The sequence below is a fragment of the Klenkia sesuvii genome (assembly GCF_037083825.1).
GTDB lineage: Bacteria > Actinomycetota > Actinomycetes > Mycobacteriales > Geodermatophilaceae > Klenkia > Klenkia sesuvii.
Window position 1 is genome coordinate 196,927 of sequence record NZ_JBAPLU010000004.1, and the last position, 26,467, is coordinate 223,393.

Consider the following 26,467-nt stretch of genomic DNA (forward strand, 5'->3'; position numbering starts at 1 on the left):
CCGCCCGGCGGTCCCGTGCTGCTGGGACCGCAGCGGGACCGCAGCAGGGATCGCGAGGTGCGACGGGGTGACCCTAGGGACACCCGGCGGCCACGGACAGGTCATCGGGACGACTGCGGCAGGCCGTTACCTGATCGTTACGTGTCACTCACGCTCAGTGGCGTCGACGAGGGGGACGACGAGCGTGGCGGTCGCCTCCACCACCCGCAGCGGCTCGGGGAGCACCGACGCCGCCGACGCCCCGCGCTCCGGGGTGGCCCGGGCGACCACGTCGGCCCAGCACCGCAGGGTGCGCGACCTGCTGCCCACCCGCACCACCTCGCAGGAGGCCTCCAGCACGTCCCCGGCCTGCACCGGTGCGAGGAAGCGGACGTCGGAGTACCCGGCGAGCAGGCCCTCGTCGCCGTCCCCCACGATCGCCACCTCGGTGGCCACGTCGCCGAACAGGCCGAGGGTGTACGCGCCGTCGACGAGGGAGCCGCCGTAGTGGGCGTGCGCGTAGGGCACGTAACGGCGGTGGGTGACGGTCAGGCCGACGGTGCTCACGCGGCGCTCTCCTCGGGCAACAGGGCGGGATCCGGGGTCGCGTCGGGCAACAGGGCGGGATCCGGGGTCGGGTCGGGCAACAGGGCGGAGACGAGGTAGGAGGCGACCTCGCCGGGGGTGGTGCCGCGGCCGAAGACCTTGTCGACGCCGAGGTCGCGGGCCATGGCCGGGTCGAAGCGCGGGCCGCCGACCACGAGCAGGGGGCGGTCCTCCCCCATCGCCTCGCGGAACGCGCCGGCCAGCTCGCGGGTGTTGCGCAGGTGTGCGTCCTTCTGGGTGACCACCTGGCTGACCAGGACGGCGTCGGCGCGGGCGGCACGGGCACGGCTGACCAGCTCGGGGACGGTGACCTGGGCGCCGAGGTTGGCGACGTCCATCTCGCGGTAGTGCTCCAGGCCCTTCTCCCCCGCGAAGCCCTTGAGGTTGAGGATCGCGTCGATGCCCACGGTGTGCGCGTCGGTGCCGATGCAGGCGCCCATGACCACGAGCTTGCGGTGCAGCCGCGCCCTGATCGCCCCGTTGACCTCGGTGGGGCTCAGCAGCGGGTAGGCGCGCTCCTCGACCTCGACCTCGTCGGTGTCGACCAGGTGGGTCACCGAGCCGTAGACGACGAAGAAGGTGAAGCCCTCCCCGATGCCGTGGCTGTGCACCACCATCGCCGGGTGGATGCCCATCTTGCCGGCCAGCTGCAGGGCGGCGCCCTCGGCACGGGGCCCCGGCGGCATCGGCAGGGTGAAGGAGGTCTGCACCATGCCGTCGCCGGTGGTGTCGCCGTAGGGCCGGATGACGGTCATGCCCGTCCCTCCATCAGTTCCGTGGCCGGGTCGAGGTGGCCCGGGGCCTTGACGACGACGCCGTCCAGGCCCTTGCCGCGGTCGGCCGGGCGCTTGGTGATGCCGAAGGTGCCCTGGGCGATCGAGGGCAGCAGGCCGTCGGCGGCGATGCGCTCCAGCAGCTCGACGGCCTCGCCCAGCACGGTGTGCGCACGGGTGTCGAGGAACCCGCCCGGCGGCGGGGCGAGGTCCTCCTCCAGCCCGCCGGCGGCGTCGAGCACGTAGCGGACGTTGCGCAGCGCGAGGTCCCGGTCGGAGAGCCACGGGGTGACCACGGCCTCGGTCATCATGCCGACCAGCAGGATCGACTGGTCGGTGAGCAGCCCGGCCAGGTTGAAGAAGCCGTCGAGCAGGTAGCCGCCGAAGACGTCGCCGGTCATGTGCTTGGTCGGCGGCATCCACTTCAGCGGCGCGTCGGGGAACAGCGAGCGGGCCAGCATCGCGTGCGCCAGCTCCAGCCGGAACGACCCGGGGACCGTCGGGTTGATCTCGAAGGCGTGGCCCAGGCCCAGCTGCCAGTCCTCGAGCCCGGCCTCGCGGGCGAACCGCTCGTTGAGCAGCTGGCTGACGGTGACGGTGTGCGCCTCGTCGACGGCGTCGGCGGTGGTGAGGTAGTTGTCCTCGCCGGTGTTGATGATGATCCCGGCGCGGGCGTGCACCATGCGGCTGAACCGCTGGTCGACGAAGGTGCGGATCGGGTTGATGTCGCGGAAGAGGATCCCGTACATCGCGTCGTTGAGCATCATGTCCAACCGCTCCAGGCCGGCCAGCGCCGCGATCTCGGGCATGCACAGCCCCGAGGCGTAGTTGGTGAGCCGGACGTAGCGGCCGAGCTCGGCGCTGACGTCGTCCAGGGCGGCCCGCATGAGCCGGAAGTTCTCCTGGGTGGCGTAGGTGCCGGCGTACCCCGTGCGGGTGGCGCCCTCGGGCACGTAGTCCAGCAGCGACTGGCCGGTGGAGCGGATGACGGCGATGACGTCGGCGCCGGCCCGGGCGGCGGCCTGGGCCTGCGGGATGTCCTCGTGGATGTCGCCGGTGGCCACGATCAGGTAGATCCAGGGACGGCGGGGCGGGTCGCCGTGGGTGGCCACCAGCTCCTCCCGCCGGCGGCGGGCGGCGTCCACCCGGCCCAGGCCGGCCCCGACCGCGGCCAGCGCGGCCTCCCGCGCGCGTTCCTCGTCGCCGCCGGCCGGGACCTCGAACCGGGCGGTGCCCGCGCCCACCTGCTCGGCCACGTCCTGCAGGCTGCCGGCGGAGCCGGACGCGACCGCGTGCCAGACCGGCAGCGCGACGCCGTGCTCGAGGCCCACCTGGTCGCGGACGACGTCCACCACGCGGTTGACCCAGGGGATCTCGCCCTCGCCGGTGACCGGGTCGGTGCCCTCGAGGCCGGCCAGCCGCAGCACGGCCCGCTCGACCGAGACGGTGGTGTGCTGTGCGGCGAGGTCGATGACCGGCTGGGCCGCCTGCTCGGCCAGCGTGCGCGCACGGGCGACCAGGTGCGGGTCGAGGGTCAGGCGGGCGCTCACGGGTCTCCTCGGACGGCGTGGCCACCGACGAGCAGGCCGGTGCAGGCGGGGCGGGCGCGCTGGGCCAGCACGCCGGACAGGGTCAGGTCGGTGGCCCACAGCGCCAGGTGGGCCGGTGCGCCGACGGCCAGCGGGCCGTCGCGGTGCTCGGCGCGGGCGGCGTACCAGCCGCCGTGGGTGGCGGCGTCGTAGGCGTCGAAGGGGCGCATCCCGGCGCCGGGGGTGCGGTGGTCCACCGCGGCGTGCACCCCGCCCCACGGGTCGAGCGGGGTGACGGGGGCGTCGCTGCCCAGCGCGACGGCGACCCCGGCGTCGGAGAGGTCGGCCAGCGGGTTGCACCCCAGCGCGCGTTCGGCACCCAGCCGTTCGGCGTACATGCCGGCGTCCCCGCCCCAGGCGGCGTCGAAGGCCGGCTGCACGCTGGCGACCATCCCCAGGGAGCGCATCGCGGTGATGGCCGCGGGCGAGACCATCTCGACGTGCTCGAGCCGGTGCCGGCAGGCCCGGACGGCGGCGCGGCCCAGCTGGTCGGCCACCTGCGCGACCGCGGCGAGCACCTGGTCGACGGCGGCGTCGCCGATGACGTGGAACCCGGCCTGCACGCCCGCGACGGTGCAGGCGCGCACGTGCTCGACGAGCTGCCCGGTCTCGAACCGCAGCGCGCCGGAGGTCTCCGGGCGGTCGGTGTAGGGCGTCGAGAGCGCGGCGGTGTGCGAGCCGAAGGCGCCGTCGCAGAACAGGTCGCCACCCGCGCCGGCCAGCCCGAGCTCGGCGACGACGTCGAGCCCGCCGCGCTCGGCCAGCTCGCCCCACCACCCCAGCACCTGCGGACCGGGCACCTCGCGGGCGAGGGCGAGCAGCCCGGCGAGGTCCTCGGCGCCGGACACCTCGGGGCCGGCCATCTCGTGGACGCAGCCGATGCCCAGGTCGGCGGCCGCGTCGAGGGTGGCGCGCTGCGCGGTGGCCCGCTGCACCGGGTCCACCGAGCCGTAGGCGACCTGCCGGGCGGCGTGGTGGGCGTCCAGGCGCAGCTGGCCGTCGGCGGCGAAGCCGGGCAGGTCGGTGATGCCGGGGATGCGGTCGAGCAGGGCGGTGGAGACGGTGGCCGAGTGCACGTCGACCCGGGCCAGGTAGGCCGGCCGGTCGCCGACGACGCCGTCCAGGTCGTGCCGGGTCAGCGCGCGGCCCTCGGGCCAGACGGTCTCGTCCCACCCGGTGCCCAGCACCGTCCCGGTGGGCTGCGCGGCGACGTGGTCGGCGACGGCGGCCAGCGCCGACCGCAGGCTGTCCGCGCCGTGCAGGGCGAGGCCGGTGAGCGCCAGACCGGTGGCGGTGGCGTGCACGTGGGCGTCGACGAACGCCGGGGTGAGCAGGGCTCCCCCGCCGTCGCGGGTGCGGTCGGCGGCGGGTGCGTCGGCGGCCGGGCCGACCCAGGCGACGGCGCCGTCGACGACGTGCACCGCCCGCCCCGGCGCGTCGCCGACGGTGACCCCGGTGACGAGCAGGTTCATGCGTGCACGCGCGGGTCGACCAGTGCGCGCACCCCGGCGCTGCGCCGGTAGAGGTCCAGGGCCAGGGCGGCGTGCCCCGGCGTGTAGCCGTTCCCGATCAGCATCCGCACGTCCGCTGCCATCCCCTCCGCACCCAGGGCCGCCGCCGGGAACGACGTGGCCATCCCGAAGAAGACCACAGTGCCGCCGTCGGCCGTCGCCAGGACCGCGCCGTGCTCGGCCCCGGGGACGTCGACGCACACCACGGTGGTGTCGACCGGCTCCCCCACCGCTGCGGCGACGGCGAGCGGGTCGGTGGCGTCGGCCACGACGACCTCGTGCGCCAGCCCCGCGCCGCGCAGCGCCGCGGCCTCCCGGTCGTCCCGGACCACGCCCACGACCCGTCGCGCGTGCGCGTCGCGGGCTGCGGCCGCCGACAGGCAACCGGACTTGCCCGCGGCCCCCAGCACCGCCACCGACGAGCCCCGTCGGACGACCCGCTCGACCAGGGCGGGGGCGCCGCAGACGTCCAGCAGGGCGAGGGCGACGACCTCCGGCAGGTCGTCGGGCAGCACGGCGGCGATGGACCGGGCGAACAGGACGGCGGTGCCCCGCGCCGGCACCTGCTCGCTGCGGCCGTCCCAGCGGGCGAGGCCGTCGGTGATCCGCAGCGGGGTCAGGGTCAGCGAGACCAGGGTGGCCACCCGCTGACCGACGGAGAGACCGAGCGGGGAGTCCTCCCCCACCTCGGCGACCCGGCCGATGAGCATGCCGCCCGACCCGGTGACGGGGTTCTGCATCTTGCCGCGCTCGGCGACGATCCCCAGCACCGCGGCGCGCACGGCGTCGCCGTCGCCGCCGTGGGCCTCGGTGAGCTGGCGGAAGGACGCCGCGTCGAGGTTGAGCCGCTCGACGTCGATGCGGACCTCGTCGCGCCCGGTGGGTGCGTCGGGGTCCAGCCGGTGGGCGGCCTGGGGCAGCACCCCGGCCGGTGCCAGCACCCGGTGCACCCCGAGCGCGCGCTGCACTGCCGTCGTCACGTCGTCCCTCCTGGTCGCTGCTGGAGAAACTATCGCAGACATCACGTTTTGCCGAACGATCTCCCGTAGGGTGCGGGTGTCGCACTCAGAAGTCGTTGGAGGATGCCGTGCTGGAGCAGCCCTACGAGTACACCGCCCGGGAGCTCGTCGAACCCGACCGGCGGCGGCTGCCCGGCTTCGTCGACGTCACCGACGAGCAGTGGCGCAGTGCGCAGTGGCAGCGGGTGAACTGCGTGAAGAACCTGCGGCAGCTGCGCGGCGTGTACGGCGACCTGCTCGACGAGTCGTTCTACGCCGACGTCGAGGCCGACCAGGCCGGCCGCGCCACGATGTCGTTGCTGCTGCCCCCGCAGATGCTCAACACGATGGTGCCGGACGCCGTGCCGACCACCGCGGCGATGCTGGCCGACCCGGTGCGCCGCTACATGCTGCCCGTGGCCTCCGACCGGCTGCCCGGGGCCGCGGCCAGCCACCCGTACGCCGCGCGTGACTCGCTGCACGAGCACGAGATGTGGGCCGTCGAGGGCCTCACCCACCGCTACCCCACCAAGGTGCTCGCCGAGCTGCTGCCCACCTGCCCCCAGTACTGCGGTCACTGCACCCGGATGGACCTCGTCGGCAACTCCACGCCGGCGGTCACCAAGCTGAGGTTCGACCTCAAGCCGGTCGACCGGCAGGCCGAGATGCTGGGCTACCTGCGCCGCACGCCCGGTGTCCGCGACGTCGTGGTCTCCGGCGGCGACGTCGCCAACCTGCCGTTCCGGAACCTGGAGGCCTTCGTCTCCGGCCTGCTGGAGATCGAGTCGGTGCGTGACGTCCGGCTCGCGTCCAAGGCGCTCATGGGCCTGCCGCAGCACTGGCTGCAGGACGACGTCGTCGCCGGGATGACCCGGCTGGCCACGACTGCCCGGGCCCGCGGGGTGTCCCTCGCCGTCCACACGCACGTCAACGCCGCGCAGTCGGTGACCCCGCTGGTCGCCGAGGCGGCGCAGGCGATGCTGGCCGCGGGGGTGCGCGACGTGCGCAACCAGGGCGTGCTGCTGCACGGGGTGAACGACACCGCCGACCAGCTGCTGGACCTGTGCTTCGCGCTCCTCGACGGCGCCGGCGTCACGCCGTACTACTTCTACATGTGCGACATGATCCCGTCGGCCGAGCACTGGCGGGTGCCGCTGTCGCAGGCGCAGACCCTGCAGCACGACCTCATGGGCTACCTGCCCGGCTTCGCCACCCCGCGGATCGTCTGCGACGTGCCCTACGTCGGCAAGCGCTGGGTGCACCAGGTCGCCGAGTACGACCGCGAGCGCGGCATCAGCTACTGGACCAAGAACTACCGGACCGGGATCGAGCGCACCGACGAGGCCGCGCTGGACCGCCGGTACACCTACTACGACCCGATCCACACGCTGCCGGCGAGCGGGCAGCGCTGGTGGGCCGGACGGTCGGTCGACCCGGTGGCCGCCGAGGCCGCCGCGGCGGCCTCCCGGGCGACCTCGGTGGCGCAGCTGGGCTGAACCTGCGGTAGGCAGGAGCGGTGGAGCTGCTGCGCACCGACCGCCTGCGCGTCCGCGCCTGGACGACGTCGGACGACGACCTGGCCCGGCTGGCCGACCTCTACGGCCGACCCGAGGTGCTGCGGTTCCTGTCCGGGCCGCCGTCGGGTGGGGTCCGTGCCCTGGTGGAGCGGTGGGGGCAGGTCCACGCCGCCGACCGCCGGGCCGGCTGCTGGGCGGTGGAGCCACTCGCGGGCGGCCCGCCGGCCGGCACCGTGCTGTTCAAGCCGCTGCCGGGTGGGGTGGGCGAGTTCGAGGTGGGGTGGCACCTGCACCCCGACAGCTGGGGTCGGGGCTACGCCACGGAGGCCGCCGCAGCGGTGGTGCAGCACGCCTTCGAGGACGGGTTGCCCGAGGTGTACGCCGTCGTCCGGCCCTGCAACGAACCCTCGGTGGCGGTGTGCCGACGGCTGGGCATGGAGCCGCTGGGGCGGACCACCCGCTGGTACGGGGTGGAGTGCGAGGCGTTCCGGCTCAGTGCGCCCTGCGTCGTCGACTGACCGACGGGCCCAGCAGGTGGCGCACCCGCTGCACGAGGGTGCGCTCGACCTTCACCGCGGTGCCCTGCACGTCGTGGATGTCCAGCTCGTGCGCCTCCTCCGGCGTCGGCGCGGTGCCGCCGAGGTGGGCCGGCAGCCACCACCGGTCCTCCTCGCCCGCGGGGGCGTCGGGGTAGCTGCGCTGTGCCTGCTCGAGCAGCTGCTCCATCGCCACCCGCGTGCGGCGCAGCAGCGCCTGCGGCTTCTCGCCCGGCTCGGGGACCAGGGGCTCCCCCAGCAGGACCGTCACCGGTACACCGCGGCGCAGCACCACCCGCCGGTTCTTGGTCGCCACGCGGTGCCCGCCCCAGACGGCGGCCGGGACGACCGGGACGCCGGCCTGCACCGCCATGCGGGCGACCCCCGCCTTCAGCTCCTTGACGGTGAAGGAGCTGGAGATGGTGGCCTCGGGGAAGACCCCGACCACCTGGCCGTCGCGGAGTGCGCGGACGGCCTCGTCGAAGGCGGCGACGCCGGCCCTGCGGTCGACCGGGATGTGCCGCATGGCGCGCATGAACGGGCCGGAGACCCGGTTGTGGAACACCGATGCCTTCGCCATGAACCGCACGAGCCGGTGCCGGGGCAGCGCGACCAGACCCAGGTAGGTGAAGTCGAAGTAGCTCACGTGGTTGCTGGCGATCACCGCCCCGCCGCGAGCCGGCAGGTGCTCGGTCCCGCGGATGTCGAAGCGGAAGCCGAACAGCTGGAACACCACGAAGGCGACCCGGATGACCAGCCGGTAGGGACGGTCGCGGGGGTCGGGTGCGGGGCCGAACAGGTCGCGGCGGACGACGTCGCGCCAGCGCGGGCTCTGCATGGGCGCCGACCCTAATCGGGTGGCAGGCGGGCCACCCGTTGGTCGTCGGTGCCGGGCCCGGGTCGAATCAGCAGAGGGCCAGCTGCTCGGGCTCGGCCCGGGCCCGCACGGCCGCGGCCCGGTCGGGCAGCGACCCGTGCGGGAAGCTCGCCGACTCGTCGCCGGGCAGCCCGCCCTCGATGCCGCGGGCGGCGCCACCGGTGTGCCGGTCGAGCCCGTGGGCGGCCAGGATCGGGGCCACCCGGGCCGACAGCCACGCGCGGTACTCCGCCGGGACGTAGGCCCCCCGGCCGTAGAGGCTGCGGTACCGGCCGACCAGGCGCGGGTGCTCGCGGGACAGCCAGGCGGTGAACCACTCCCGCGCACCGGGGCGCAGGTGCAGCGGCAGCACGGTGACCCCGGTGGCGCCGGCCTCGGCCACCGCCGCGATCGCCTGCTCCAGGTGGTCGCGCTGGTCGGTCAGGCCGGGCAGCACAGGGGCCAGGAAGACCCCGCACGGCAGCCCGGCGTCGGCGATGCGCCGCACCAGCTCCAGGCGGGCCCGGGGGGTGGGTACCCCGGGCTCCAGGCTGCGGTGCAGGTCGTCGTCCCAGATGGCCAGGGACACCCCCAGCCCGATCGGCACGTCGCGCGCGGCCGCCGCCAGCAGCGGCAGGTCGCGGGTGAGGAGCGTGCCCTTGGTCAGGATCGAGAACGGCGTGCCGGAACGGGCGAGGGCGTCGATCACCCCGGGCATGAGCCGGTACCGGCCCTCGGCGCGCTGGTAGGGGTCGGTGTTGGTGCCCAGCGCGACGTGCTCGCGCTTCCACGACGGCCGGGACACCTCGCGGCGCAGCACGTCGGCGACGTTGGTCTTGACCACGATCTGGCTGTCGAAGTCCGACCCCGCATCGAGCTCGAGCCATTCATGGGTCTTCCTGGCGAAGCAGTAGATGCACGAATGGCTGCATCCCCGGAACGTGTTGACCGTGTAGGCGAACGGCATCGACGAGCCCTCGGGGACCTTGTTGAGCGCGGACTTGGCGCGGACCTCGTGCAGGGTCAGGCCGGGGAACTCCGGCACCTGCAGGCTGCGCAGCAGCCCGGCCACGGTGGGCAGCCCGGGGAGCGTGCCCGGCTCCTCGAGGTCCAACCGCTGGGCGTCCCATCGCATGCACCCAGTCGAACACACGTTCGGCGCGTTGTCGACGCGCCGTGCCGGGTGCGGGCCGCTCAGACCGGCGGGCGGTCCTCGTAGAAGGTCGACAGCACGACGGTCGTGCGGGTGGTGACGTTGGCGGCAGACCGGATCTGGGCGAGCAGGCCCTCCAGGGCGTCGGGCGAGGCCACCCGCACCTTCAGCATGTAGCTGTCGGGCCCGGCCACCGAGTGGCAGGCCTCGATTGCGGTGAGGTGGGCCAACCGGGCTGGGGCGTCGTCGGGTTGGGCGACGTCGATCGGGGTGATCGCGACGAACGCGACCATGGGCAGACCGACGGCCTTCGGGTCGAGCCGGGCCCCGTAGCCGGTGATGACCCCCCGTTGCTCCAACCGGCGCACCCGCTGGTGGACAGCCGACACCGACAACCCGACCTGGGTGGCCAGCTCGGTGTAGCTGGCGCGCCCGTCGCGGGCCAGGGCGGCCAGCAGCGCGCGGTCGACGTCGGCCCGGGGCTCGAGCTTGTCGACGGGTTCGGCGGCCAGCGGGTCAACCCGGGAGTTCGACGAGCTCACGGGGTCCTCCGTTCAGCAGTCGCGCGCCGTCCTCGGTGCAGACGACGATGTCCTCGATGCGGGCACCGTGCCGACCGGGCAGGTAGATGCCCGGCTCGACGGAGAAGGCCATGCCCGGCTGCAGCACGGTGCTGGCCCCGGCCACGATGTAGGGCGCCTCGTGGGTGTCCAGGCCGATGCCGTGGCCGGTGCGGTGGACGAACGCCTCGCCCCACCCGGCGTCGGCGATGACGTCGCGGGCGGCCGCGTCGACGGCCTCGGCGGTCACGCCGGGACGGACTGCTGCGCACGCGGCCGCCTGGGCCTCCTGCAGCACCGCGTACCAGTCGACGGTCTCCTGGTCGGGCGGCGCCCCGACCACGTAGGTGCGGGTGCAGTCGGAGCGGTAACCGCTGGGCAGCTCGCCGCCGATGTCGACCACCACCAGGTCGCCGGCGCCGACCACGCGGTCGGACAGCTCGTGGTGCGGGCTGGCGCCGTTGGGCCCCGAACCGACGATGGTGAAGTCGACGGCCACGTGGCCCTCGGCCACGATCGCCGCGGCGATGTCGGCCCCCACCTCGGCCTCGGTGCGGCCGACCCGCAACCACTCGGCCATGCGGGCGTGCACCCGGTCGATGGCGGCGCCCGCCAGGGCCAGCTCGGCGACCTCGGCGGGCGACTTGACGGCGCGCAGCCGGTCGACGACCGGGGTGGCCAGCTCCAACCGGGCACCCGGGACCGCACGCTGCAGGCCCAGGGCGTGCTCGGCCCAGGTGCGGGCGCCCACGGCCAGCGTGGTGGGGGCGGCGCCCAACCGGCTGCGCAGCTCACCGGCGACGAGGGCGAACGGGTCGTCGGTCTCGTCCCAGGCGAGGAGCTCCAGGTCGAGGGCGCCGGCCGGCGAGGCAGCCACGACGGGCGCCTCGAGCCGGGGCACCACCAGCAACGGCTCACCCCGGCGGGGCAGGACCAGGGCGGTCAGCCGCTCCAGGGCGTGCGCGGCGTAGCCGCACAGGTAGCGGAGGTCGGCACCCGGGGTGACGACGACGGCGTCGAGGTCGAGCTCGTCGGCGACCTCGCGGGCACGCCGCAGCCGGTCGGCGGTCTCGGCGCGGCTGGTCGACACGTCCGGCACCCTAACCACGGGGTACGACGGTTCCGTGCGGGTCGTTGCCGAGCCGTTACCGTCCCCGGGTGTGACGACGATGCTGCTGGACGCCGCGAGCCTGTACTTCCGCGCCTTCTACGGGGTGCCCACCAGCGTCACCGCGCCCGACGGCCAGCCGGTCAACGCCGTCCGCGGCTTCCTGGACATGTCCTCGCGGCTGATCGTGGCCCACCGCCCCGACCGCTTCGTCGCCTGCTGGGACGACGACTGGCGACCGGCCTTCCGCACCGCTGCCGTCCCCTCCTACAAGACCCACCGGCAGTCCCCGGACGGCGGCGAGGAGGTGCCCGACGAGCTCGGTCCCCAGGTGCCCGTGCTCGTCGAGGTGCTGGCCGCCGCCGGCCTGGCCCGCGTCGGTGCGCCCGGGTACGAGGCCGACGACGTCATCGGCACCCTGGCCACCCGGGCCCGCGGCCCCGTCGACGTGGTCACCGGTGACCGCGACCTCTTCCAGCTCGTCGACGACGCCCGCGGTGTGCGGGTGCTGTACACCGCCCGCGGCGGGATCGGCGACCTCGACCTCGTCGACGAGTCGGCGGTGGCCGCGAAGTACGGCGTGCCCGGCCGGTCCTACGCCGACTTCGCCGTGCTGCGCGGCGACCCCAGCGACGGCCTGCCCGGGGTCAAGGGCGTGGGCGAGAAGACCGCGGCCGCCCTCGTCACGGCCTTCGGGTCGTTGGCCGGCATCCGCGAGGCCGCGGCGCGGACCGCCGTCCCGAAGGCACCCCTGACCGCGTCGGTGCTGCGCAAGCTCCACGAGGCCAGCGCCTACCTCGACGTGGCGCCCGCAGTGGTGGAGGTCGTCCGCGACATCGACCTGCCTCCCGTCGAGGGGCACCTCCCCACGGCGCCGGCCGACGCCGACGCCCTGGCGGCCCTCGCCGAGCGCTACGGCCTGCAGACCTCCGTGGCCCGCCTGTCCGCAGCGCTGGGCTGGTGAGGTCCGGCGACCGGACCGGTCACTCGGACCACTCGTAGGCCCCGTCGTCGTCGGTGACCCGGATGGTGATGGTGACGTCCTCGTCGTCGCCCGTGGTCCCGCGGCAGGTGTAGGTGGCGTCGACGTCGACGGCCATGTCCTCGTCGCAGGTGAGGTCGAGGGAGACGTTCTCCCGCTCCTCGAACTGGGCGGCGACGTCGCGCTGCACGGCCTGCGGGTCCAGGGTCGTGCCGCCGAGCACCATCGGCAAGACGATCGCGGCGGCGATGACCAGGACGCCGAGGACGGCCAGACCGATGATGAGCCCGGTGCGCTTGGGCTTGGCGGGGGTCGCGGGCTGGCCGAAGCCGCCCTGACCCTGCTGCCCGTTCTGGCCCTGCTGCCCGTACCCGCCCTGGCCGTACTGGCCCTGCTGCCCGTACCCGCCCTGCCCGTACTGGCCCTGCTGCCCGTACCCGCCCTGGCCGTACTGGCCCTGCTGCCCGTACCCGCCCTGCCCGTACTGGCCCTGCTGCCCGTACTGACCGGGCTGCCCCTGTCCGTACTGACCGGGCTGGCCGTACTGCTCCTGGCCGTACTGACCAGGCTGGCCGTACTGGCCCTGCTGGCCGTACCCGCTCTGGCCGTACCCGCCCTGGCCGTGCTGGCCCTGCTGCCCGCCGGCGGCCTGGCCGTACTGGCCCTGCTGGCCTGACTGGCCGTACTGACCCGGCTGGCCGTACTGGCCCTGCTGGCCTGACTGGCCGTACTGACCCGGCTGGCCGTACTGGCCCTGCTGCCCGTACCCGCCCTGCTGAGCACCCTGGCCACCCTGGCCCCACGGGCGAGCGGACGACGTGCCCGACTGGTCGCCCCCGGAGGACCACGACGGCGACTGTCCGCCGGCGGTGGGCGCACCCCACGCGGGCGGCCCCCCGGCCGAGCCCGAGCTGGCGGACGGCGCCGACGGCCCCGCCCCGCTCCCCTGCTCGCTGCTGCCCTCACGCGCACCGTCCTGCTGGCCCCACCCCGAACCGCTGACGGCCGACGACCCCGTCGACTCCTCGGGTTGCCGGAGGGGGATGAGCCGGGTGCTGTCCGGGTTGCCCGGGTCCCGGCCCCCGGTCGCGGGCTGCTCGCCGTCCTGCGTGCGCTCGGGGTCGTGCTGGTCGCCACCCTGCGGCGGGTTGGTCATCGTCGCTCCCTCGTCGTGGCGGGCCGGGCCCGCGCAGGCACCCGGCAACGGGCCGGGCCGATTCTCCACCACCGGGCTCGGCATCCCCAGTCGGACGCCGGGCCCCGGTGTCAGCCGCTGACCGCGACGGCCACGACACCGCGGCGGACGCGTTCGACGGCGCTCCGCGCGGTGCGCGCCACCGCGCCGTCGGCGACCTTGGCCAGCTGGTCGAGCAGGTCGACCAGCTGCCGCGCCCACCGCACGAAGTCCCCGCCGGACAGCTCGACCCCTGCCTGCTCGGCGCCGGCCAGCACGCGGTCCAGCGTCTGGCCGTCGGCCCACCGGTGCGCGGCCCAGACGAAGCCGAGGTCGAGGTCGCGGCCGGGCCGCACGCCGTGGTCGAGCTCGACCCCGTGCAGGTCGGCGTGCACCCGGCGCATCGCGGCGAGCGCGGCGCTCACCGGCCCGGACGGCACGGGCGGTTGGCCAGGGCCGTCGCGGCGGGCCTCGAACACCAGCGCGGAGGCGCAGGCGGCCAGACCGGGGGCGTCGAGCCCGTCGAAGACACCGGCTCGCAGGCACTCGGCGGTCAACAGGTCGGCCTCGGACCAGATGCGGGACAGCTGCCGCCCGGCCGCGGTGACCACCGGCGCCTCTGTGGCCGGGTGCGGGCCCTCGCCGGCGGCGTCCGCTGCCGAGGGGGCGGCGGGCACCAGGTAGCCCAACTGCTCGAGGACGTCGCACGTGCGGTCGAACTGGCGCGTGAGGGAACCGGTGCGCTCGGCCATCTCGGCACGCACCCGCTCGGCGTCGCGCCGGGCGCGCAGCCAGGTGTGGGCGCTGCGCACGAGGTCCTCCCGGTCGGGCAGGGCGTGCACCGGGTGACGGCGCAGGGCGTGGCGGAGGTCCTCCAGCACCGGGTCGTCCTCGGCGCCCGAGCGCGTCCTGGTGCGGCGCGCCCCGAGCTCGTTCTCCCGGCGCGCCTCGCGCAGGACGGCCGCCAGCTCGCGCCGGGCGTGCGGGCTGCGGTGGTTGAAGTTCTTCGGCACCCGCACGCGGGCCAGGGCGTCGACCGGGCTCGGGAAGTCCAGCGGGCCCAGCCGCCCGGCCCACCGGTCCTCGGTCAGCACCAGGGGGCGAGGGTCGGCCAGCTCGTCGACCCCCGGGTCCAGGACGACGGCCAACCCCTGCCGCCGTCCGGACGGGACCCGGATCACGTCGCCGGTGCGCAACGCCAGCAGCGTCTCGGTGGCCTCCCGCCGCCGGCGGGCAGCGGTGTCGCGGGAGAGGGCCTTCTCGCGGTCGGAGATCTCGGCCCGCAATCGGGCGTAGCCGACGACGTCGCCCCGGTCTGCCGGCACGGCCGCCTCCAGCCGGGCCGCGTCCTCCTCGTTGCGGGACGCCTGGCGGGCCAGCCCGACCACCGACCGGTCGGCCTGGAACTGGGCGAACGACGACGCCAGCAGCTCTCGCGCGCGCTCGCGGCCGTAGGAGCCGACCAGGTTGACGGCCATGTTGTAGCTGGGCCGGAACGAGGAGCGCAGGGGGTAGGTGCGCGTGCTGGCCAGGCCGGCGACGGTCGCCGGGTCGACGCCGGGTGACCAGACGACGGCGGCGTGCCCCTCGACGTCGATGCCGCGGCGCCCCGCCCGACCGGTGAGCTGGGTGTACTCCCCCGGCGTGACGTCGACGTGGGCCTCGCCGTTCCACTTGGTGAGCTTCTCGAGGACCACGGTGCGGGCGGGCATGTTGATGCCCAGCGCCAAGGTCTCGGTGGCGAACACGGCCTTGACCAGCCCGCGCACGAAGCACTCCTCGACGGCCTCCTTGAACGCGGGGACCAGTCCGGCGTGGTGGGCCGCCAGCCCGGCGAGCAGGCCCTCGCGCCACTCCCAGAAGCCCAGCACCTGCAGGTCGGCCTCGTGCAGGGACCCGGTGTGCCGGTCGACCACCTCGGCGATGTCGGCCCGTTCCCCCTCGTCGGTGAGCCGCAGACCGGCGCGCAGGCACTGCTCGACCGCGGCGTCGCACCCCTTGCGGCTGAACACGAAGGTGATGGCCGGCAGCAGGCCGCCGGCGTCGAGGCGGGTGAGCACCTCGGCGCGGCCGGGTGGGGTCCAGCGCGGGCGGTGCTCGTAGCGGTCGCGGGTGCGACGGCTCGACCCGCCGTGCCAGGAGTCCAGCCGCCGCTCCTGCTCCTTGACGTAGCGCACCAGCTCCGGGTCGACCACGGCCGCGCCGCGCTGCCGGGCCGACAGCTGCACGTCGCCGGCCAGGTGGGCCCCGGGACGCAGTGCGAACAGGTCGAACACGCGTCCGCCGACGAGCATGTGCTGCCACAGCGGGATGGGCCGCACCTCGCTGACCACCACCCGGGTGTCGCCGCGGACGGTGACCAGCCAGTCGGCGAACTCCTCGGCGTTGCTCACCGTCGCCGACAGCGACACCAGGGCGACGTCGTCGGGCAGGTGGATGATCACCTCCTCCCACACCGCGCCGCGGAACCGGTCGGCCAGGTAGTGCACCTCGTCCATCACGACGTAGCCCAGCCCGCGCAGCGCCGGGGCGTCGGCGTAGAGCATGTTGCGCAGCACCTCGGTGGTCATGACCACGACAGGGGCATCGCCGTTGACCGCGTTGTCGCCGGTGAGCAGGCCCACCCGCTCGGGGCCGTACCGGTCGACCAGGTCGGCGAACTTCTGGTTGGACAGCGCCTTGATCGGCGTTGTGTAGAACGCCTTGCGCCCCTCCGACAGGGCCTTGTGGACGGCGAACTCGCCGACCACCGTCTTCCCGGCCCCGGTGGGTGCGCAGACCAGCACGCCTGACCCGCCCTCGAGCGCCTCGCACGCCTCCTGCTGGAATGGATCGAGGGTGAAGCCGAGGTCGAGCACGAAGTCCGACAGCAGCGGGAAGCGGCCCCGGCGGCGCGAGGCCGCGTACCGCTCGGCAGGGCTGAGGTCCCCGGTGTCGAGCATGCCCCCACCGTAAGGCGGCCCACCGACACGGCGCCGGGTCAGCGCCGGGCGCCGCCCAGCACCACGAGGGACGCCGGCACGACCGCCGCGCGCACCGGCACCGGCCCCACGAGCTCCCCGTCGGCCCAGGTGGTGAGCGGCTCGGCACTGTCGAGCCGCACCTCGCGGGCCCGCGCCACCTGCACCGCCGGGTGGTCGACGTGGGTGCCGCTGGCCAGCCGCGGCCGGGTGCGGACCAGCTCGCGGCGGCCGACGGGGCCCACCACGGTGACGTCGAGCAGCCCGTCGGCGGGGTCGGCCCCCGGGCAGATCCGCAGGCCGCCGCCGTAGAAGGGGGTGTTGCCGACGGCGACCAGCGTGACGTCGTGGTCGGTGGTGACCCCGTCGAGGGTCAGCTGCACCGTGCGGGGCCGCAGGCGGGCCAGCTCGAGGGCGATGGCCAGGTCGTAGCGACGCGGGCCGCGCGGCCAGCGCAGCCGGTTCACCCGGTCGCTCACCGCGGAGTCGAAGCCGCAGCACAGCACCGTCGCCCACCACCGGTCCCCCGCGGCCGAGGTGCTGCGCACGAGGTCCACCGACCGGCCGGTACCCGCCCCGAGGTCGGCGACCGCGGCGTCGGCCGCCGCGCGGGGGTCGGGCGGCACGCCCAGCGCGAGGGCCAGGTCGTTGCCGGTGCCCGCGGGCAGGACCGCGAGCGGGGTACCGCTGCCGGCCAGCCCCTGGACGGCCGCGTGCGCCACGCCGTCCCCGCCCAGCGCGGCCACGGCGTCGACCCGGTCGCGCACCCCGGCGACCGCGGCCTCGGCGACCGACCGGTCGGTGGCGACCAGCGGCTCGACCTCCACGCCGCCGGCCCGCAGCCGGTCGGTGACGGCCACGGCCACCGACCGGGCGCGGCCCCGGCCCGCCGCCGCGTTGACCAGCAGGGCGACGCGCACCCCGGGTCAGCTGCCGCGGCGGGTCGCCGGGGAGCTGCCCGGCCCCGAGGAGGTGTCCAGCGCGGAGGGGTGGGTGCCGAGCGCGGAGGGGCGGGCGTCCAGGGGGGACGCCTCGTCGTCGTCGAGGTCGGCGTACCCGGCCGTGCCGTCGCGGCGGGCCCGGCGCCTGTCCACGACCCGCGCGATCTGGATGGCGACCTCGAACAGCACGCACATGGGCAGCGCCATGAGCAGCATGGTGAACGGGTCCTGGGTGGGTGTGATGAACGCGGCGAACACGATGGTGAGGAAGAAGATCCACCGGCGTGCCTTGGCCAGCGCGGCGTAGGACAGCACCCCGACCAGGTTGAGGGCGATGGCGATGAGCGGGAGCTCGAAGGAGACACCGAAAGCGAGCAGGATGGAGATGACGAAGCCGATGTAGTCCTGGGCGGTGAGGGCGATGGCGACGTTGTCACCCGCCAGGCCCAGCAGCAAGGTCAGTCCGGCCTGGAGCGAGATGTAGGCCAGCGCAGCGCCGAGGGCGAACAGCGTGCTCGCAGCCGCGACGAAGCCGAGCCCGTAGCGCTTCTCGTTGGTCTTCAGACCGGGCGTCAGGAATGCCCAGATCTGCCAGAGCCAGAAGGGCGCGGACAGCACCACGCCGGCGATGAAGGCAATCTTCAAGCGGATCAGCGCACCGCCGAACACGTCGGTGACCAACAGCTTGCAATCCCCCACGGTGCCGCCCGTGCCGAGTGCACGGTCGTCGGAGGGGATCGAGCAGTACGGCGCCCGGATGAACTGACCCAGGCCGTGGTCGTACCACCAGAAGGCGATCGCGGTGCCGATGAGGATGAACAGCAGGGCCACCGCGATGCGGTTGCGCAGCTCCCGCAGGTGCGCGATGAGCGTCATGGTGGCCGCTGCGTCGCGCGGCGGCCGCTTCCGGCGCCGCGGACGGGCCCAGCTCGTCCCGGTGGTGCTCACGCCCGGCGACCCGCCGGGATCAGCGGGTGCCGTCGAGCGGGGTGCTGCCCGGGCGCGCGGCGTCGGCGCGCGCCCGCGCCTCGGCCGCGCGTGCCTCGGCCGCGCGGGCCTCGGCCTCGTAGTCCGGCTCGGCCGGCGTGGCCGCGGGGGCCACCGGCGGGGCCAGCTGGCCCCGGACCGTGGTGGCCTCGTCCTTGGCGCGGACGTCGTCGTCCTTCATGCCCTTCATCTCGCCCTTGAAGATGCGCATCGAGCGGCCCAGCGACCGGGAGGCGTCGGGCAGCTTCTTGTAGCCGAACAGGAGCAGGACGGCCAGGATGATCAGGCCGATCTCGAGCGGGCCGAGGCTCATCGGGTCCTCCGGAGGGTCGGGTGGGGCGGTGACCAGGCTACGCGTCGGCGCCGGGCCGGCGGCTCTCCGCCGCCGTGGCGAGCGCCGCCTGCAGCTGCGTGGCGACCGGGACGACCTCGTCCTGGAGGGCCGTCATCTCGCGGGTCAGCCGGCCCAGCGCGCCGACGAGCGCGTAGCCGAGGGCCCCCAGGACGACGAGGGCCAGCAGCACGACGACGCCGAGCACGATGAGCAGCACACGGCGACCCTAGCCGCCTGCACCGACGGACCGGCCCGGACCGGCCTGCCTCAGGCGGTGTACCGGGCGAGCGCGGCGCGGGCCGCGGCCGCGATCTCCTCGGCCAGCTCGGGTGGGTCCTCGACCTGGGCGGCCCCGCCGAGGGAGGCGACCAGCCGCCGCGCCCAGCCGGGGTCGGCGGTGCGGACGTCGACGACCAGTCCGCCGGGCGGGTCCTCGACCGGCACCGACTGTTCCACCGGGTAGTAGTCGGCGACCCAGCGGGCACTGCGGTCCAGCCGCAGCCGGACCAGCGGCTGGTCCTCCCCCGGCTGGTACAGGCCGTCGTCGAGGTCTCGCGGCCGGGCCTGCTCGGGCGGGGCGGCGGCCTCGTCGAGCACGGTGAGGTCGTCGATGCGGTCCAGCCGGAACAGCCGGGTGCCCTCGACCCGCCGGCACCAGGCCTCGAGGTACCAGTGGCCCTCGACGAGCAGCAACCGCATCGGGTGGACGGTGCGCTCGGTGCGCTCGTCGCGGCTGGGCACGTAGTAGTGCAGGTGCAGGGCGCGACCGGTCTCCAGTGCTCGCCGGACGACGGCCAGGACCTGCTCGCGGGCGTCGATCGACACCGACACCGCCCCGGCCAGGTCCACCGGCTCGCCGGCCGCGGCCGAGACCTTGACCAGCGCCCTGCTGACCGCGTCGGTCTCGGCCAGCCCGGGCAGGTCGAGCAGCGCACGCAGCGCCACCACGAGCGCGACGGCCTCGTCGGTGGCCAACCGGAGCGGCCGGGCCAGCCCGGCGGTGTCGGTGACCCGCACCCGGTCGCCCTCGAACGACAGGTCCACCAGGTCCCCGGGTCCGTGGCCGGGCAACCCGCACACCCACAAGAGCTCGAGGTCCTTCTGCAGCTGGCCCTCGGAGATGCCGAAGTCGCGCGCCGCGTCGGCCAGCCGCACCCCACCGGGGCGGGCCTCCAGGTAGGGCACCAGGGCGAGCAGGCGGGTCATCCGGTCGGTGGTCGGTGCGCTCATCGGGTGCCGGCCAGGCGGGTGAGCCGCTCGACGACCGCTGCCCGCAGCTCCGGGGGGCTCTCCACCAGCACGTCGGGCCCGTGGGCGGCGACCTCGTCGGCCAGCGCCCAGGGCTCGGTCGTGCGGATCTCCAGCCGGTCGTCCCCGGCGGCGTCGGTGCCGAGGGCGGTCGCCCGCCGGCGCAGCCCCACCGCGGTGCCCGGACGGGCGGTCAGGACGACGACGTGCTCGGGACGACCCACCTGCCGCGCCACGACGGCGGCGAGGTCGACGTCGGGGGGTGGCGTGAACGCGCCGGGCGGCCCGCTGGCACGGGGGGTGCCGGTGACCCGGGACAGCCGGAACACCCGGGTGGCGCCGCGGTCGAGGTCGTGGCCGACGAGGTACCAGCGGCCGTGCCAGGACACCACGCCCCACGGCTGCACCCGACGCCTGGCGCCGGCGTCCTCGTCGGGGCGGGTGTAGGTGAAGGTGAGCAGGCGACGGTCGCGGGCGGCGGTGTAGCAGGCGTCGAAGGCCGGTTCACCGGCGTCCAGTCGTGGTTGCAGCGGCAGGGCGGCGTCCACGTCCACGCCGGCGGCCCGCAGCTTGACCAGCGCACCCTGCGCGGCCCCACCGAGCTGGGCGGACTGCCACAGGCGCAGCGCCAGGCCCACGGCGGCCGCCTCGTCGCCGGTGAGGGTGATCTCGGGGAGCTCGTAGGCCGAGCGGGCGATGCGGTAGCCCTCGTCGGGGTCGAACATGCTGGTGCGGCCGGTCTCCAGCGGGACCCCGAGCTCGCGCAGGTCGGACTTGTCGCGCTCGAACATGCGCTTGAAGGCCTCGTCGGCGCGCTCGGTGCCGTCGGCGGGCTCGTAGCCGGGCACGGTGACCCGGATGCGCTCGGCGGTGACGAACTGGCGGGTCCCCAGGAGGGCGAAGACGAGGTTGACCAGTCTCTCCGCACGCTTGGCCGACACGGCTCCCAGGCTAGTGCGTCGCCTAGGTTGGGTCGGGTGAGTGCACAGGTCCCCGAGTCCCGGATCCGCTGGCGGCGCGGGACGGTGACCGCCCTGGGTCGCACGTGGCGCGACTCCGTGGAGCTCGAGGTCGAGGTGCCCGGGGACGGTGCCCTGCGGGCGCTGGCCCACCCGTCGGTCGTGGGCACCCCCGAGGTGGGCGACGCCGTGCTGCTCAACACGACGGCCTGGGCGCAGCGGTTGGGGACGGGGGGCTACGCGCTGGTGGTGGCGTTCCCGGACCGGCTGCCGCCGGACCCCCGCGGCCCCGGGCACCTGGTCAAGGGCCGCTACACCGGCCTGCAGGTGACCGTGCAGGGGGTCGACGAGCAGGAGACCCCGCACCACGCCGTCATCGCCGAGGCCGAGGACCTGGGCGGCATGCCGGTGGTGGTGGCCGACCTGCACTCCGCGCTGCCGGCGGTGCTGGCCGGCGTGCGTGCCGACGGCCCGGCCCTGCGGGTGGCCTACGTGATGACCGACGGCGGGGCGCTCCCGGCGGCCTTCTCGCGCACCCTCGACGGCCTGGCCGACCAGCTGGCCGGGGTGGTGACGGTCGGCCAGGCGTTCGGCGGGGACCTCGAGGCGGTCACGGTGCACACCGGTCTGCTGGCCGCGCGGCACGTGCTCTCCGCCGACGTGGCCGTGGTCGCGCAGGGCCCGGGCAACCTGGGCACCGGGACGCCGTGGGGCTTCTCGGGGGTGGCCGCGGGCGAGGCGTGCAACGCCGCGCACGTCCTCGGTGGGCGGGCCGTCGGCGCGCTGCGGATCTCCGACGCCGACCCGCGCCCCCGGCACCGCGGGGTGTCCCACCACTCCCTGACCGCGTTCGGCCGGGTGGCGCTGGGCGGGGTGGTGCTGCCGGTGCCGGCGGAGCTGCCCGACGAGCTCGAGCGCCAGGTCGCGGAGGACCTCGCCGGCCAACCTGACCGCAACCCTGTGGTCGAGGTCGAGGTCGAGGGTTTGGACGACGCCCTGCGGGCACTGCCCGTGGGCCTGTCGACGATGGGCCGCGGGCTGGACGCCGACCACGCCTACTTCCTGGCCGCAGCCTGCGCCGGGAGGTACGCCGCGTCGCTGGTCTGACCGGACCCCCGGCCGGTCCTCGGGGCTGCGGCCCCGCTCCGGCTCAGACCGAGCGCCACCGGTCGGGCGGGTCCTCCCCCGGTGCGCACCCAGTCGGTCGGGTCACCCGACTCGACGACGTCGGTCAGCCACCACGTGGTGTCGGGGTCCCATCCGGTGAGGACCGTCGCCGCCCGGGTGCCCGTGACGTCCAGGGGCCGACCGGCGAGGGCCAGCCACGCACCGACGGGCACGTGCACGGCATCCACCTCGGCGGCGACCGAACCCCAGTCGGGCAGGAGCCAGTCCCCCACCCGGCCGGTGCACCGGAACCAGTCGTGCCGGCAGGACGCGGTGACGTCTAGCGGGTGCCGGGCGACCAGCGCCGTCCAGTCGATGGCGCCGCGGATCTCCAGCACCCGCGCCCCGGGTCGGACCTGCACGGGCCAGGTCCTGGCTGCCGGCCACCCCACCTCGTCCTCGACCAGGTCCGCGGAGACCCAGTGGTCGCGGACCGAACCCATGGCGGTGGCCAGCGCGGACCACTGGTCGGCCCGCGGGCGCGAGGGCCAGGACCAGCCCTGCCCGCCGAACGCCAGCGCCAGGCACACGCGGCGACCCCGCGGACCGTCCAGCAGGTCGCTGACGCGGACGTCGATCACCACCGGCCTCGCCTCACATCGAGTTGAGCAGCTTCTCCACCCGTTCGTCGACGGACTTGAAGGGGTCCTTGCACAGCACGGTGCGCTGGGCCTGGTCGTTGAGCTTGAGGTGCACCCAGTCGACCGTGAAGTCGCGTCGCTTCTCCTGCGCCTTGCGGATGAAGTCGCCGCGCAGCTTGGCCCGGGTGGTCTGCGGGGGCACGTTCTTGGCCTCGAACACCCGGGGGTCGTGGGTGGTGCGCTCGACGTGCCCGGCGCGCTCGAGCAGGTAGTACAGGCCCCGCCCGCGGCGGATGTCGTGGTAGGCCAGGTCGAGCTGGGCCACCCGGGCCGAGGACAGCGACAGGTCGTGCTTGGCGCGGTAGCGCTCGATGAGCGACTGCTTGATCGCCCAGTCGACCTCGCGGTCGACCAGCGAGTGGTCGCCGGTGTCGACGGCCTTGAGCGTGCGACCCCACAGCTCGAGCATCTGCCGGTGCACCGGGCCGAGGCCCTCGCGGTCGACGTACTCGGCGGCTCGGTCGTGGTACTCGGTCTGGATCTCCAGCGCCGACATCTCGCGGCCGTTGGCCAGCCGCACCTGCCGCCGCCCGGTGAGGTCGTGGCTGATCTCGCGGATGGCCCGGATCGGGTTCTCCAGGGTCATGTCCCGCACCGGGACGCCGTCCTCGACCATGCGCAGCACGAGGTCGGTGATGGCCACCTTGAGCAGGGTGGTGGTCTCGCTCATGTTGGAGTCCCCGACGATGACGTGCAGCCGTCGGTAGCGCTCGGCGTCGGCGTGCGGTTCGTCGCGGGTGTTGATGATCGGCCGGGACCGGGTGGTCGCCGAGGACACGCCCTCCCAGATGTGCTCGGCGCGCTGGCTGACGCAGTAGACGGCTCCCCGCGGGGTCTGCAGCACCTTGCCGGCGCCGCAGACGATCTGCCGGGTCACCAGGAACGGGATCAGCACGTCGGCCAGCCGGGAGAACTCGCCCTGCCGGCCGACGAGGTAGTTCTCGTGGCAGCCGTAGCTGTTGCCGGCGGAGTCGGTGTTGTTCTTGAACAGGTAGATGTCGCCCGTCACGCCCTCGTCGGCCAGCCGCTGCTCGGCGTCGACCAGCAGGCCCTCGAGGATCCGTTCGCCGGCCTTGTCGTGGACGACGAGCTCGGTCAGGTCGTCGCACTCGGCGGTCGCGTACTCGGGGTGGCTGCCGACGTCGAGGTAGAGGCGGGCACCGTTGCGCAGGAAAACGTTGGAGCTGCGGCCCCAGGACACCACCCGGCGGAACAGGTAGCGGGCGACCTCGTCGGGCGAGAGCCGGCGCTGCCCCTCGAAGGTGCACGTGACGCCGTACTCGGTCTCGATGCCGAAGATCCTGCGGTCCACGCCGACGAGCCTAGGCCGGTTCGCCGGGCTCGGGGGCCGGGTCGCCGGCGGCGTCCGGATCCGCACCACCCGCGGTGTCGGGGGCCGTGTCGGGGGCCGTGCCGCCGGCGGTGTCGGGGGCACCCGGGTCACCGAGGCCGGGCGGGGTGCCCGGGGCGGGACTGCTGGGCAGGTGGGCGGCGTCGTCGTCGATCCCCTCGGCCTGTCCCGGGGCGCCGACGGCCGGCTGGCCGTCGCCGAGCAGGGCGCGCAGGGCAGCACCGGTGATCCGCCGGAAGGTGCGCTTGGGGCGCTCCCGGTCCAGGACGGCGACCTCGAGCTGCTCGGCCGGGAGGCTGCTGTGGGCGCCGCCGTTGGCCTGGGTGGACGAGCTGACCGCCGAGAGAGCAGCGACGCCGACGGCCAGCGCCTCACGCAACGCCAGCCCGGGCCGGAAGTGCTCGCGCAGATGGGTGCTGACCGCGTCGGCCTGGCCGCCCATGACGACGAAGTCGGGCTCGTCCACCACCGAGCCGTCGAAGGTGAGGCGGTAGAGCTGGTCGGTCTCGGGGCTGGTGCCCACCTCGGCGACGCACAGCTCGACCTCGAAGGGCTTCATCTGCTCGGTGAAGATCGAGCCCAGCGTCTGGGCATAGGCGTTGGCCACGACGCGGCCGGTGACGTCGCGCCGGTTGTACGAGTAACCCCGGACGTCGGCCAGCCGCACGCCGGCCACCCGCAAGCTCTCGAACTCGGAGTAGCGCCCGACGGCGGCGAAGCCGATGCGGTCGTAGATCTCGCCCACCTTGTGCAGGGTCGAGCTGGGGTTCTCGGCGATGAGCAGCACACCGTCGGCGCAGGTCAGCACGGCGACGCTGCGGCCGCGGGAGATGCCCTTGCGGGCGTACTCCGAGCGGTCGCGCATGACCTGCTCGGCGGAGGCGTAGTACGGCATGGTCATGGCTCAGGCCTCCCGGTTCTCGGGCCCGGCGGACCGCTCGGCGGTGATGTCGGCGGCCACCGCGGCCACCTCGCTGTCGGGCAGCCGGACGGCGCCCTCGGCGTCGACCCGGTAGAGGATCGGGTACAGCCGGCGGACGGCGTCGGGGCCGCCGGTGGCGGAGTCGTCGTCGGCGGCGTCGTAGAGGGCCTCGACCAGGCTGCGGGTGGCGGCCTCTGCCGACAGGCCGGGGCGCCAGGTCTTCTTCAGCGACCCGCGGGCGAACAGGGAGCCCGAGCCGACGGAGGCGTAGCCGCGCTCCTCGTAGTTGCCGCCGGTGACGTCGTAGCTGAAGATGCGGCCCGGGCTGGTGCCGGGGACCGCGTCGAGGTCGTAGCCGGCGAACAACGGCACCACGGCCAGCCCCTGCATGGCCGCCCCGAGGTTGCCGCGGATCATCGCGGCCAGCCGGTTGGCCTTGCCGTCGAGGGACAGCGTCATCCCCTCGATCTTCTCGTAGTGCTCGAGCTCGACCTGGTAGAGCCGCACCATCTCGATGGCGATGCCGGCCGCACCCGCGATGCCGATCACCGACCAGGAGTCGGCCGCGTAGACCTTCTCGATGTCGCGGCTGGAGATGAGGTTGCCCATGGTGGCCCGCCGGTCCCCGCCCATGAGGACGCCACCGTCGAAGGTGGCGGCCACGATGGTCGTGCCGTGCGGGGCGAGGTCGCCGACCGGCGCGGCCGGGGCCGACCGGCGGCCGGGCAGGAGGTCGGGCGCGGTGGCGCCGAGGAAGTCGGTGAACGAGGACCCCACCCGGTCCAGGTAGGCGGGGGTGAACCCGCTCCGTCCGGCGATCTGCTCGCTCACCCGTGCGCCTCCTCCGCCGGCCCGTCGGGGCCGGCACTGTGCTCGTCGACCGACCCGGGAGCGGGCCGGTCGGTGCTGCGCCGACCGGGGCGGGGCCCCGTCGGTCTCGTCGATCCGACCCTAGTCGCGGTGTCGCCGCGCAGCCCGGCGCCGGGGTTCCTGCTGTGGTCACCGGCGTGGACCCGTGCTTCTCGAGGTAGGTGACGGCGGCCAGCAGGACGACCGGGTCGTCGCGGAACTGGCCAAGGCCACCGTTGCAGTTGAAGCACAGCAGCTCGCGGACCGCGCCGGTCGCGTGGTCGTGGTCGACGTGCACGGCCGGTGCTGACCGGCAGATCGCACACACCCCTGCCTGCGCCTGGAACATCTCGTCCGCCTCAGCAGCCGTGATGCCGTAACGCCTCCGTAGATGGTAGGACCGCGCACCACCTGCCTTGTCGAGCGCGGCTCGCCCACGTGCGTTGTGGCAGGGCTTGCAATAGGTCGCTCGATCGTTCTTGCTCCGAGCGTTCCGCCCGAAGTCCGACCACGGTCGAACGGTGTCGCAGTCAGGGCACCACTTGTAGCCGTCCGGGACAGCTCTGTCCCGGGGGTGACGGTGACGTGGTGGACCATTCCGGCTGTCCCGACTGGCCGCATGCCGCTGACGGGCGTGCGTGATGCAGTAGAAGGCCAAACCGTCCTTCGAGTTCCTGTTGCGACTGAACTCAGATACCGGACGTTCCGCGCCGCAATCGCGGCAGTATTTGGTGTCCACGGGCGGCGACCCAGACCGGAATGATCT

The 26,467-nt window shown here is 74.7% G+C and carries 25 protein-coding genes and 1 pseudogene; 4 read left to right on the forward strand and 22 right to left on the reverse strand.

The annotated features are described in order from the left end of the window. Positions 1–144 precede the first annotated feature (144 nt). From kal to kdd, 5 genes are read right to left on the reverse strand one after another with little or no spacing between them, the layout of a single operon-like run. On the reverse strand, positions 145–546 hold the full coding sequence (gene kal, locus TEK04_RS06015) for a 3-aminobutyryl-CoA ammonia lyase (protein WP_336403412.1): 402 nt from the start codon (positions 544–546) through the stop codon (positions 145–147). Then, positions 543–1,340, reverse strand: coding sequence for a lysine 5,6-aminomutase subunit beta (gene kamE, locus TEK04_RS06020; RefSeq protein WP_336403413.1), 798 nt, complete (start codon positions 1,338–1,340; stop codon positions 543–545). Before kamE ends, kal begins: the two co-directional genes overlap by 4 nt. Beyond that, positions 1,337–2,908 (reverse strand): lysine 5,6-aminomutase subunit alpha, encoded by a 1,572-nt coding sequence (kamD, locus tag TEK04_RS06025; protein WP_336403414.1) that lies wholly within the window; start codon positions 2,906–2,908, stop codon positions 1,337–1,339. The genes kamE and kamD overlap by 4 nt, the downstream gene beginning before the upstream one ends. Next, positions 2,905–4,419, reverse strand: coding sequence for an amidohydrolase (locus TEK04_RS06030; RefSeq protein WP_336403415.1), 1,515 nt, complete (start codon positions 4,417–4,419; stop codon positions 2,905–2,907). Before TEK04_RS06030 ends, kamD begins: the two co-directional genes overlap by 4 nt. Beyond that, positions 4,416–5,438 (reverse strand): L-erythro-3,5-diaminohexanoate dehydrogenase, encoded by a 1,023-nt coding sequence (gene kdd, locus TEK04_RS06035; RefSeq protein WP_336403416.1) that lies wholly within the window; start codon positions 5,436–5,438, stop codon positions 4,416–4,418. The genes TEK04_RS06030 and kdd overlap by 4 nt, the downstream gene beginning before the upstream one ends. A 107-nt stretch (positions 5,439–5,545) precedes the next feature. Between kdd and TEK04_RS06040 the strand changes: the two genes are divergently transcribed. Further along, complete coding sequence (locus tag TEK04_RS06040; RefSeq protein ID WP_336403417.1) at positions 5,546–6,952, forward strand: KamA family radical SAM protein; 1,407 nt, start codon at positions 5,546–5,548, stop codon at positions 6,950–6,952. Positions 6,953–6,972: 20 nt separating this feature from the next. After that, positions 6,973–7,491, forward strand: a complete 519-nt coding sequence (locus tag TEK04_RS06045) for a GNAT family N-acetyltransferase (protein WP_336403418.1) — start codon at positions 6,973–6,975, stop codon at positions 7,489–7,491. On the opposite strand, the gene TEK04_RS06050 is transcribed toward TEK04_RS06045, so the two are convergent. The 4 genes from TEK04_RS06050 to TEK04_RS06065 form a co-directional block, all read right to left on the reverse strand. After that, complete coding sequence (locus TEK04_RS06050; protein WP_336403419.1) at positions 7,466–8,347, reverse strand: lysophospholipid acyltransferase family protein; 882 nt, start codon at positions 8,345–8,347, stop codon at positions 7,466–7,468. The genes TEK04_RS06045 and TEK04_RS06050 overlap by 26 nt on opposite strands. Before the next feature lie 67 nt (positions 8,348–8,414). Next, entirely contained in the window at positions 8,415–9,500 is a 1,086-nt protein-coding gene (locus tag TEK04_RS06055; RefSeq protein WP_336403420.1) for an Rv2578c family radical SAM protein, read from the reverse strand. 59 nt (positions 9,501–9,559) lie between these two features. Continuing rightward, positions 9,560–10,060, reverse strand: coding sequence for an Lrp/AsnC family transcriptional regulator (locus TEK04_RS06060; protein WP_432277318.1), 501 nt, complete (start codon positions 10,058–10,060; stop codon positions 9,560–9,562). Beyond that, complete coding sequence (locus TEK04_RS06065; protein WP_336403421.1) at positions 10,035–11,168, reverse strand: M24 family metallopeptidase; 1,134 nt, start codon at positions 11,166–11,168, stop codon at positions 10,035–10,037. Before TEK04_RS06065 ends, TEK04_RS06060 begins: the two co-directional genes overlap by 26 nt. A 79-nt stretch (positions 11,169–11,247) precedes the next feature. Between TEK04_RS06065 and TEK04_RS06070 the strand changes: the two genes are divergently transcribed. After that, the gene (locus TEK04_RS06070) at positions 11,248–12,150 is read left to right on the forward strand and encodes a 5'-3' exonuclease (protein WP_336403472.1); all 903 of its coding nucleotides are present in this window, start codon (positions 11,248–11,250) and stop codon (positions 12,148–12,150) included. 19 nt (positions 12,151–12,169) lie between these two features. Here the strand turns inward: TEK04_RS06070 and TEK04_RS06075 are convergent, their stop codons facing one another. From TEK04_RS06075 to TEK04_RS06110, 8 genes are all read right to left on the reverse strand, one after another. After that, positions 12,170–13,324 carry a DUF4333 domain-containing protein gene (locus TEK04_RS06075; RefSeq protein WP_336403422.1) on the reverse strand — a complete coding sequence of 385 codons (1,155 nt, stop codon included), beginning with the start codon at positions 13,322–13,324 and terminating at the stop codon, positions 12,170–12,172. Between the two features lie 110 nt (positions 13,325–13,434). After that, on the reverse strand, positions 13,435–16,284 hold the full coding sequence (locus TEK04_RS06080; RefSeq protein ID WP_336403423.1) for a DEAD/DEAH box helicase: 2,850 nt from the start codon (positions 16,282–16,284) through the stop codon (positions 13,435–13,437). A 38-nt stretch (positions 16,285–16,322) separates the two neighbouring features. Further along, entirely contained in the window at positions 16,323–17,222 is a 900-nt protein-coding gene (locus tag TEK04_RS06085; protein WP_336403424.1) for a diacylglycerol/lipid kinase family protein, read from the reverse strand. A 6-nt stretch (positions 17,223–17,228) separates the two neighbouring features. Next, positions 17,229–18,191 carry a twin-arginine translocase subunit TatC gene (gene tatC, locus TEK04_RS06090; protein WP_336403425.1) on the reverse strand — a complete coding sequence of 321 codons (963 nt, stop codon included), beginning with the start codon at positions 18,189–18,191 and terminating at the stop codon, positions 17,229–17,231. 19 nt (positions 18,192–18,210) lie between these two features. Next, positions 18,211–18,543 carry a Sec-independent protein translocase subunit TatA gene (tatA, locus tag TEK04_RS06095; RefSeq protein WP_336403426.1) on the reverse strand — a complete coding sequence of 111 codons (333 nt, stop codon included), beginning with the start codon at positions 18,541–18,543 and terminating at the stop codon, positions 18,211–18,213. 37 nt (positions 18,544–18,580) lie between these two features. Beyond that, entirely contained in the window at positions 18,581–18,781 is a 201-nt protein-coding gene (locus TEK04_RS06100; protein ID WP_336403427.1) for a hypothetical protein, read from the reverse strand. A 50-nt stretch (positions 18,782–18,831) separates the two neighbouring features. Further along, entirely contained in the window at positions 18,832–19,794 is a 963-nt protein-coding gene (locus TEK04_RS06105) for a helix-turn-helix transcriptional regulator (protein WP_336403428.1), read from the reverse strand. Beyond that, entirely contained in the window at positions 19,791–20,753 is a 963-nt protein-coding gene (locus tag TEK04_RS06110) for a helix-turn-helix transcriptional regulator (protein ID WP_336403429.1), read from the reverse strand. Before TEK04_RS06110 ends, TEK04_RS06105 begins: the two co-directional genes overlap by 4 nt. Before the next feature lie 36 nt (positions 20,754–20,789). Between TEK04_RS06110 and TEK04_RS06115 the strand changes: the two genes are divergently transcribed. Next, the gene (locus TEK04_RS06115; RefSeq protein ID WP_336403430.1) at positions 20,790–21,878 is read left to right on the forward strand and encodes a DUF3866 family protein; all 1,089 of its coding nucleotides are present in this window, start codon (positions 20,790–20,792) and stop codon (positions 21,876–21,878) included. On the opposite strand, the gene TEK04_RS06120 is transcribed toward TEK04_RS06115, so the two are convergent. The 5 genes and pseudogenes from TEK04_RS06120 to TEK04_RS06140 form a co-directional block, all read right to left on the reverse strand. Continuing rightward, positions 21,827–22,519 (reverse strand): hypothetical protein, encoded by a 693-nt coding sequence (locus TEK04_RS06120; RefSeq protein WP_336403431.1) that lies wholly within the window; start codon positions 22,517–22,519, stop codon positions 21,827–21,829. The genes TEK04_RS06115 and TEK04_RS06120 overlap by 52 nt on opposite strands. A 13-nt stretch (positions 22,520–22,532) precedes the next feature. After that, positions 22,533–23,891, reverse strand: a complete 1,359-nt coding sequence (pafA, locus tag TEK04_RS06125) for a Pup--protein ligase (RefSeq protein WP_336403432.1) — start codon at positions 23,889–23,891, stop codon at positions 22,533–22,535. Positions 23,892–23,901: 10 nt separating this feature from the next. Next, entirely contained in the window at positions 23,902–24,831 is a 930-nt protein-coding gene (prcA, locus tag TEK04_RS06130; protein ID WP_336403433.1) for a proteasome subunit alpha, read from the reverse strand. A gap of 3 nt (positions 24,832–24,834) precedes the next feature. Next, positions 24,835–25,683, reverse strand: a complete 849-nt coding sequence (gene prcB / locus TEK04_RS06135) for a proteasome subunit beta (RefSeq protein ID WP_336403434.1) — start codon at positions 25,681–25,683, stop codon at positions 24,835–24,837. Between the two features lie 247 nt (positions 25,684–25,930). Further along, positions 25,931–26,050, reverse strand: a pseudogene (locus TEK04_RS06140) (endonuclease domain-containing protein); the annotation flags it as partial. Between the last annotated feature and the right edge of the window lie 417 nt (positions 26,051–26,467).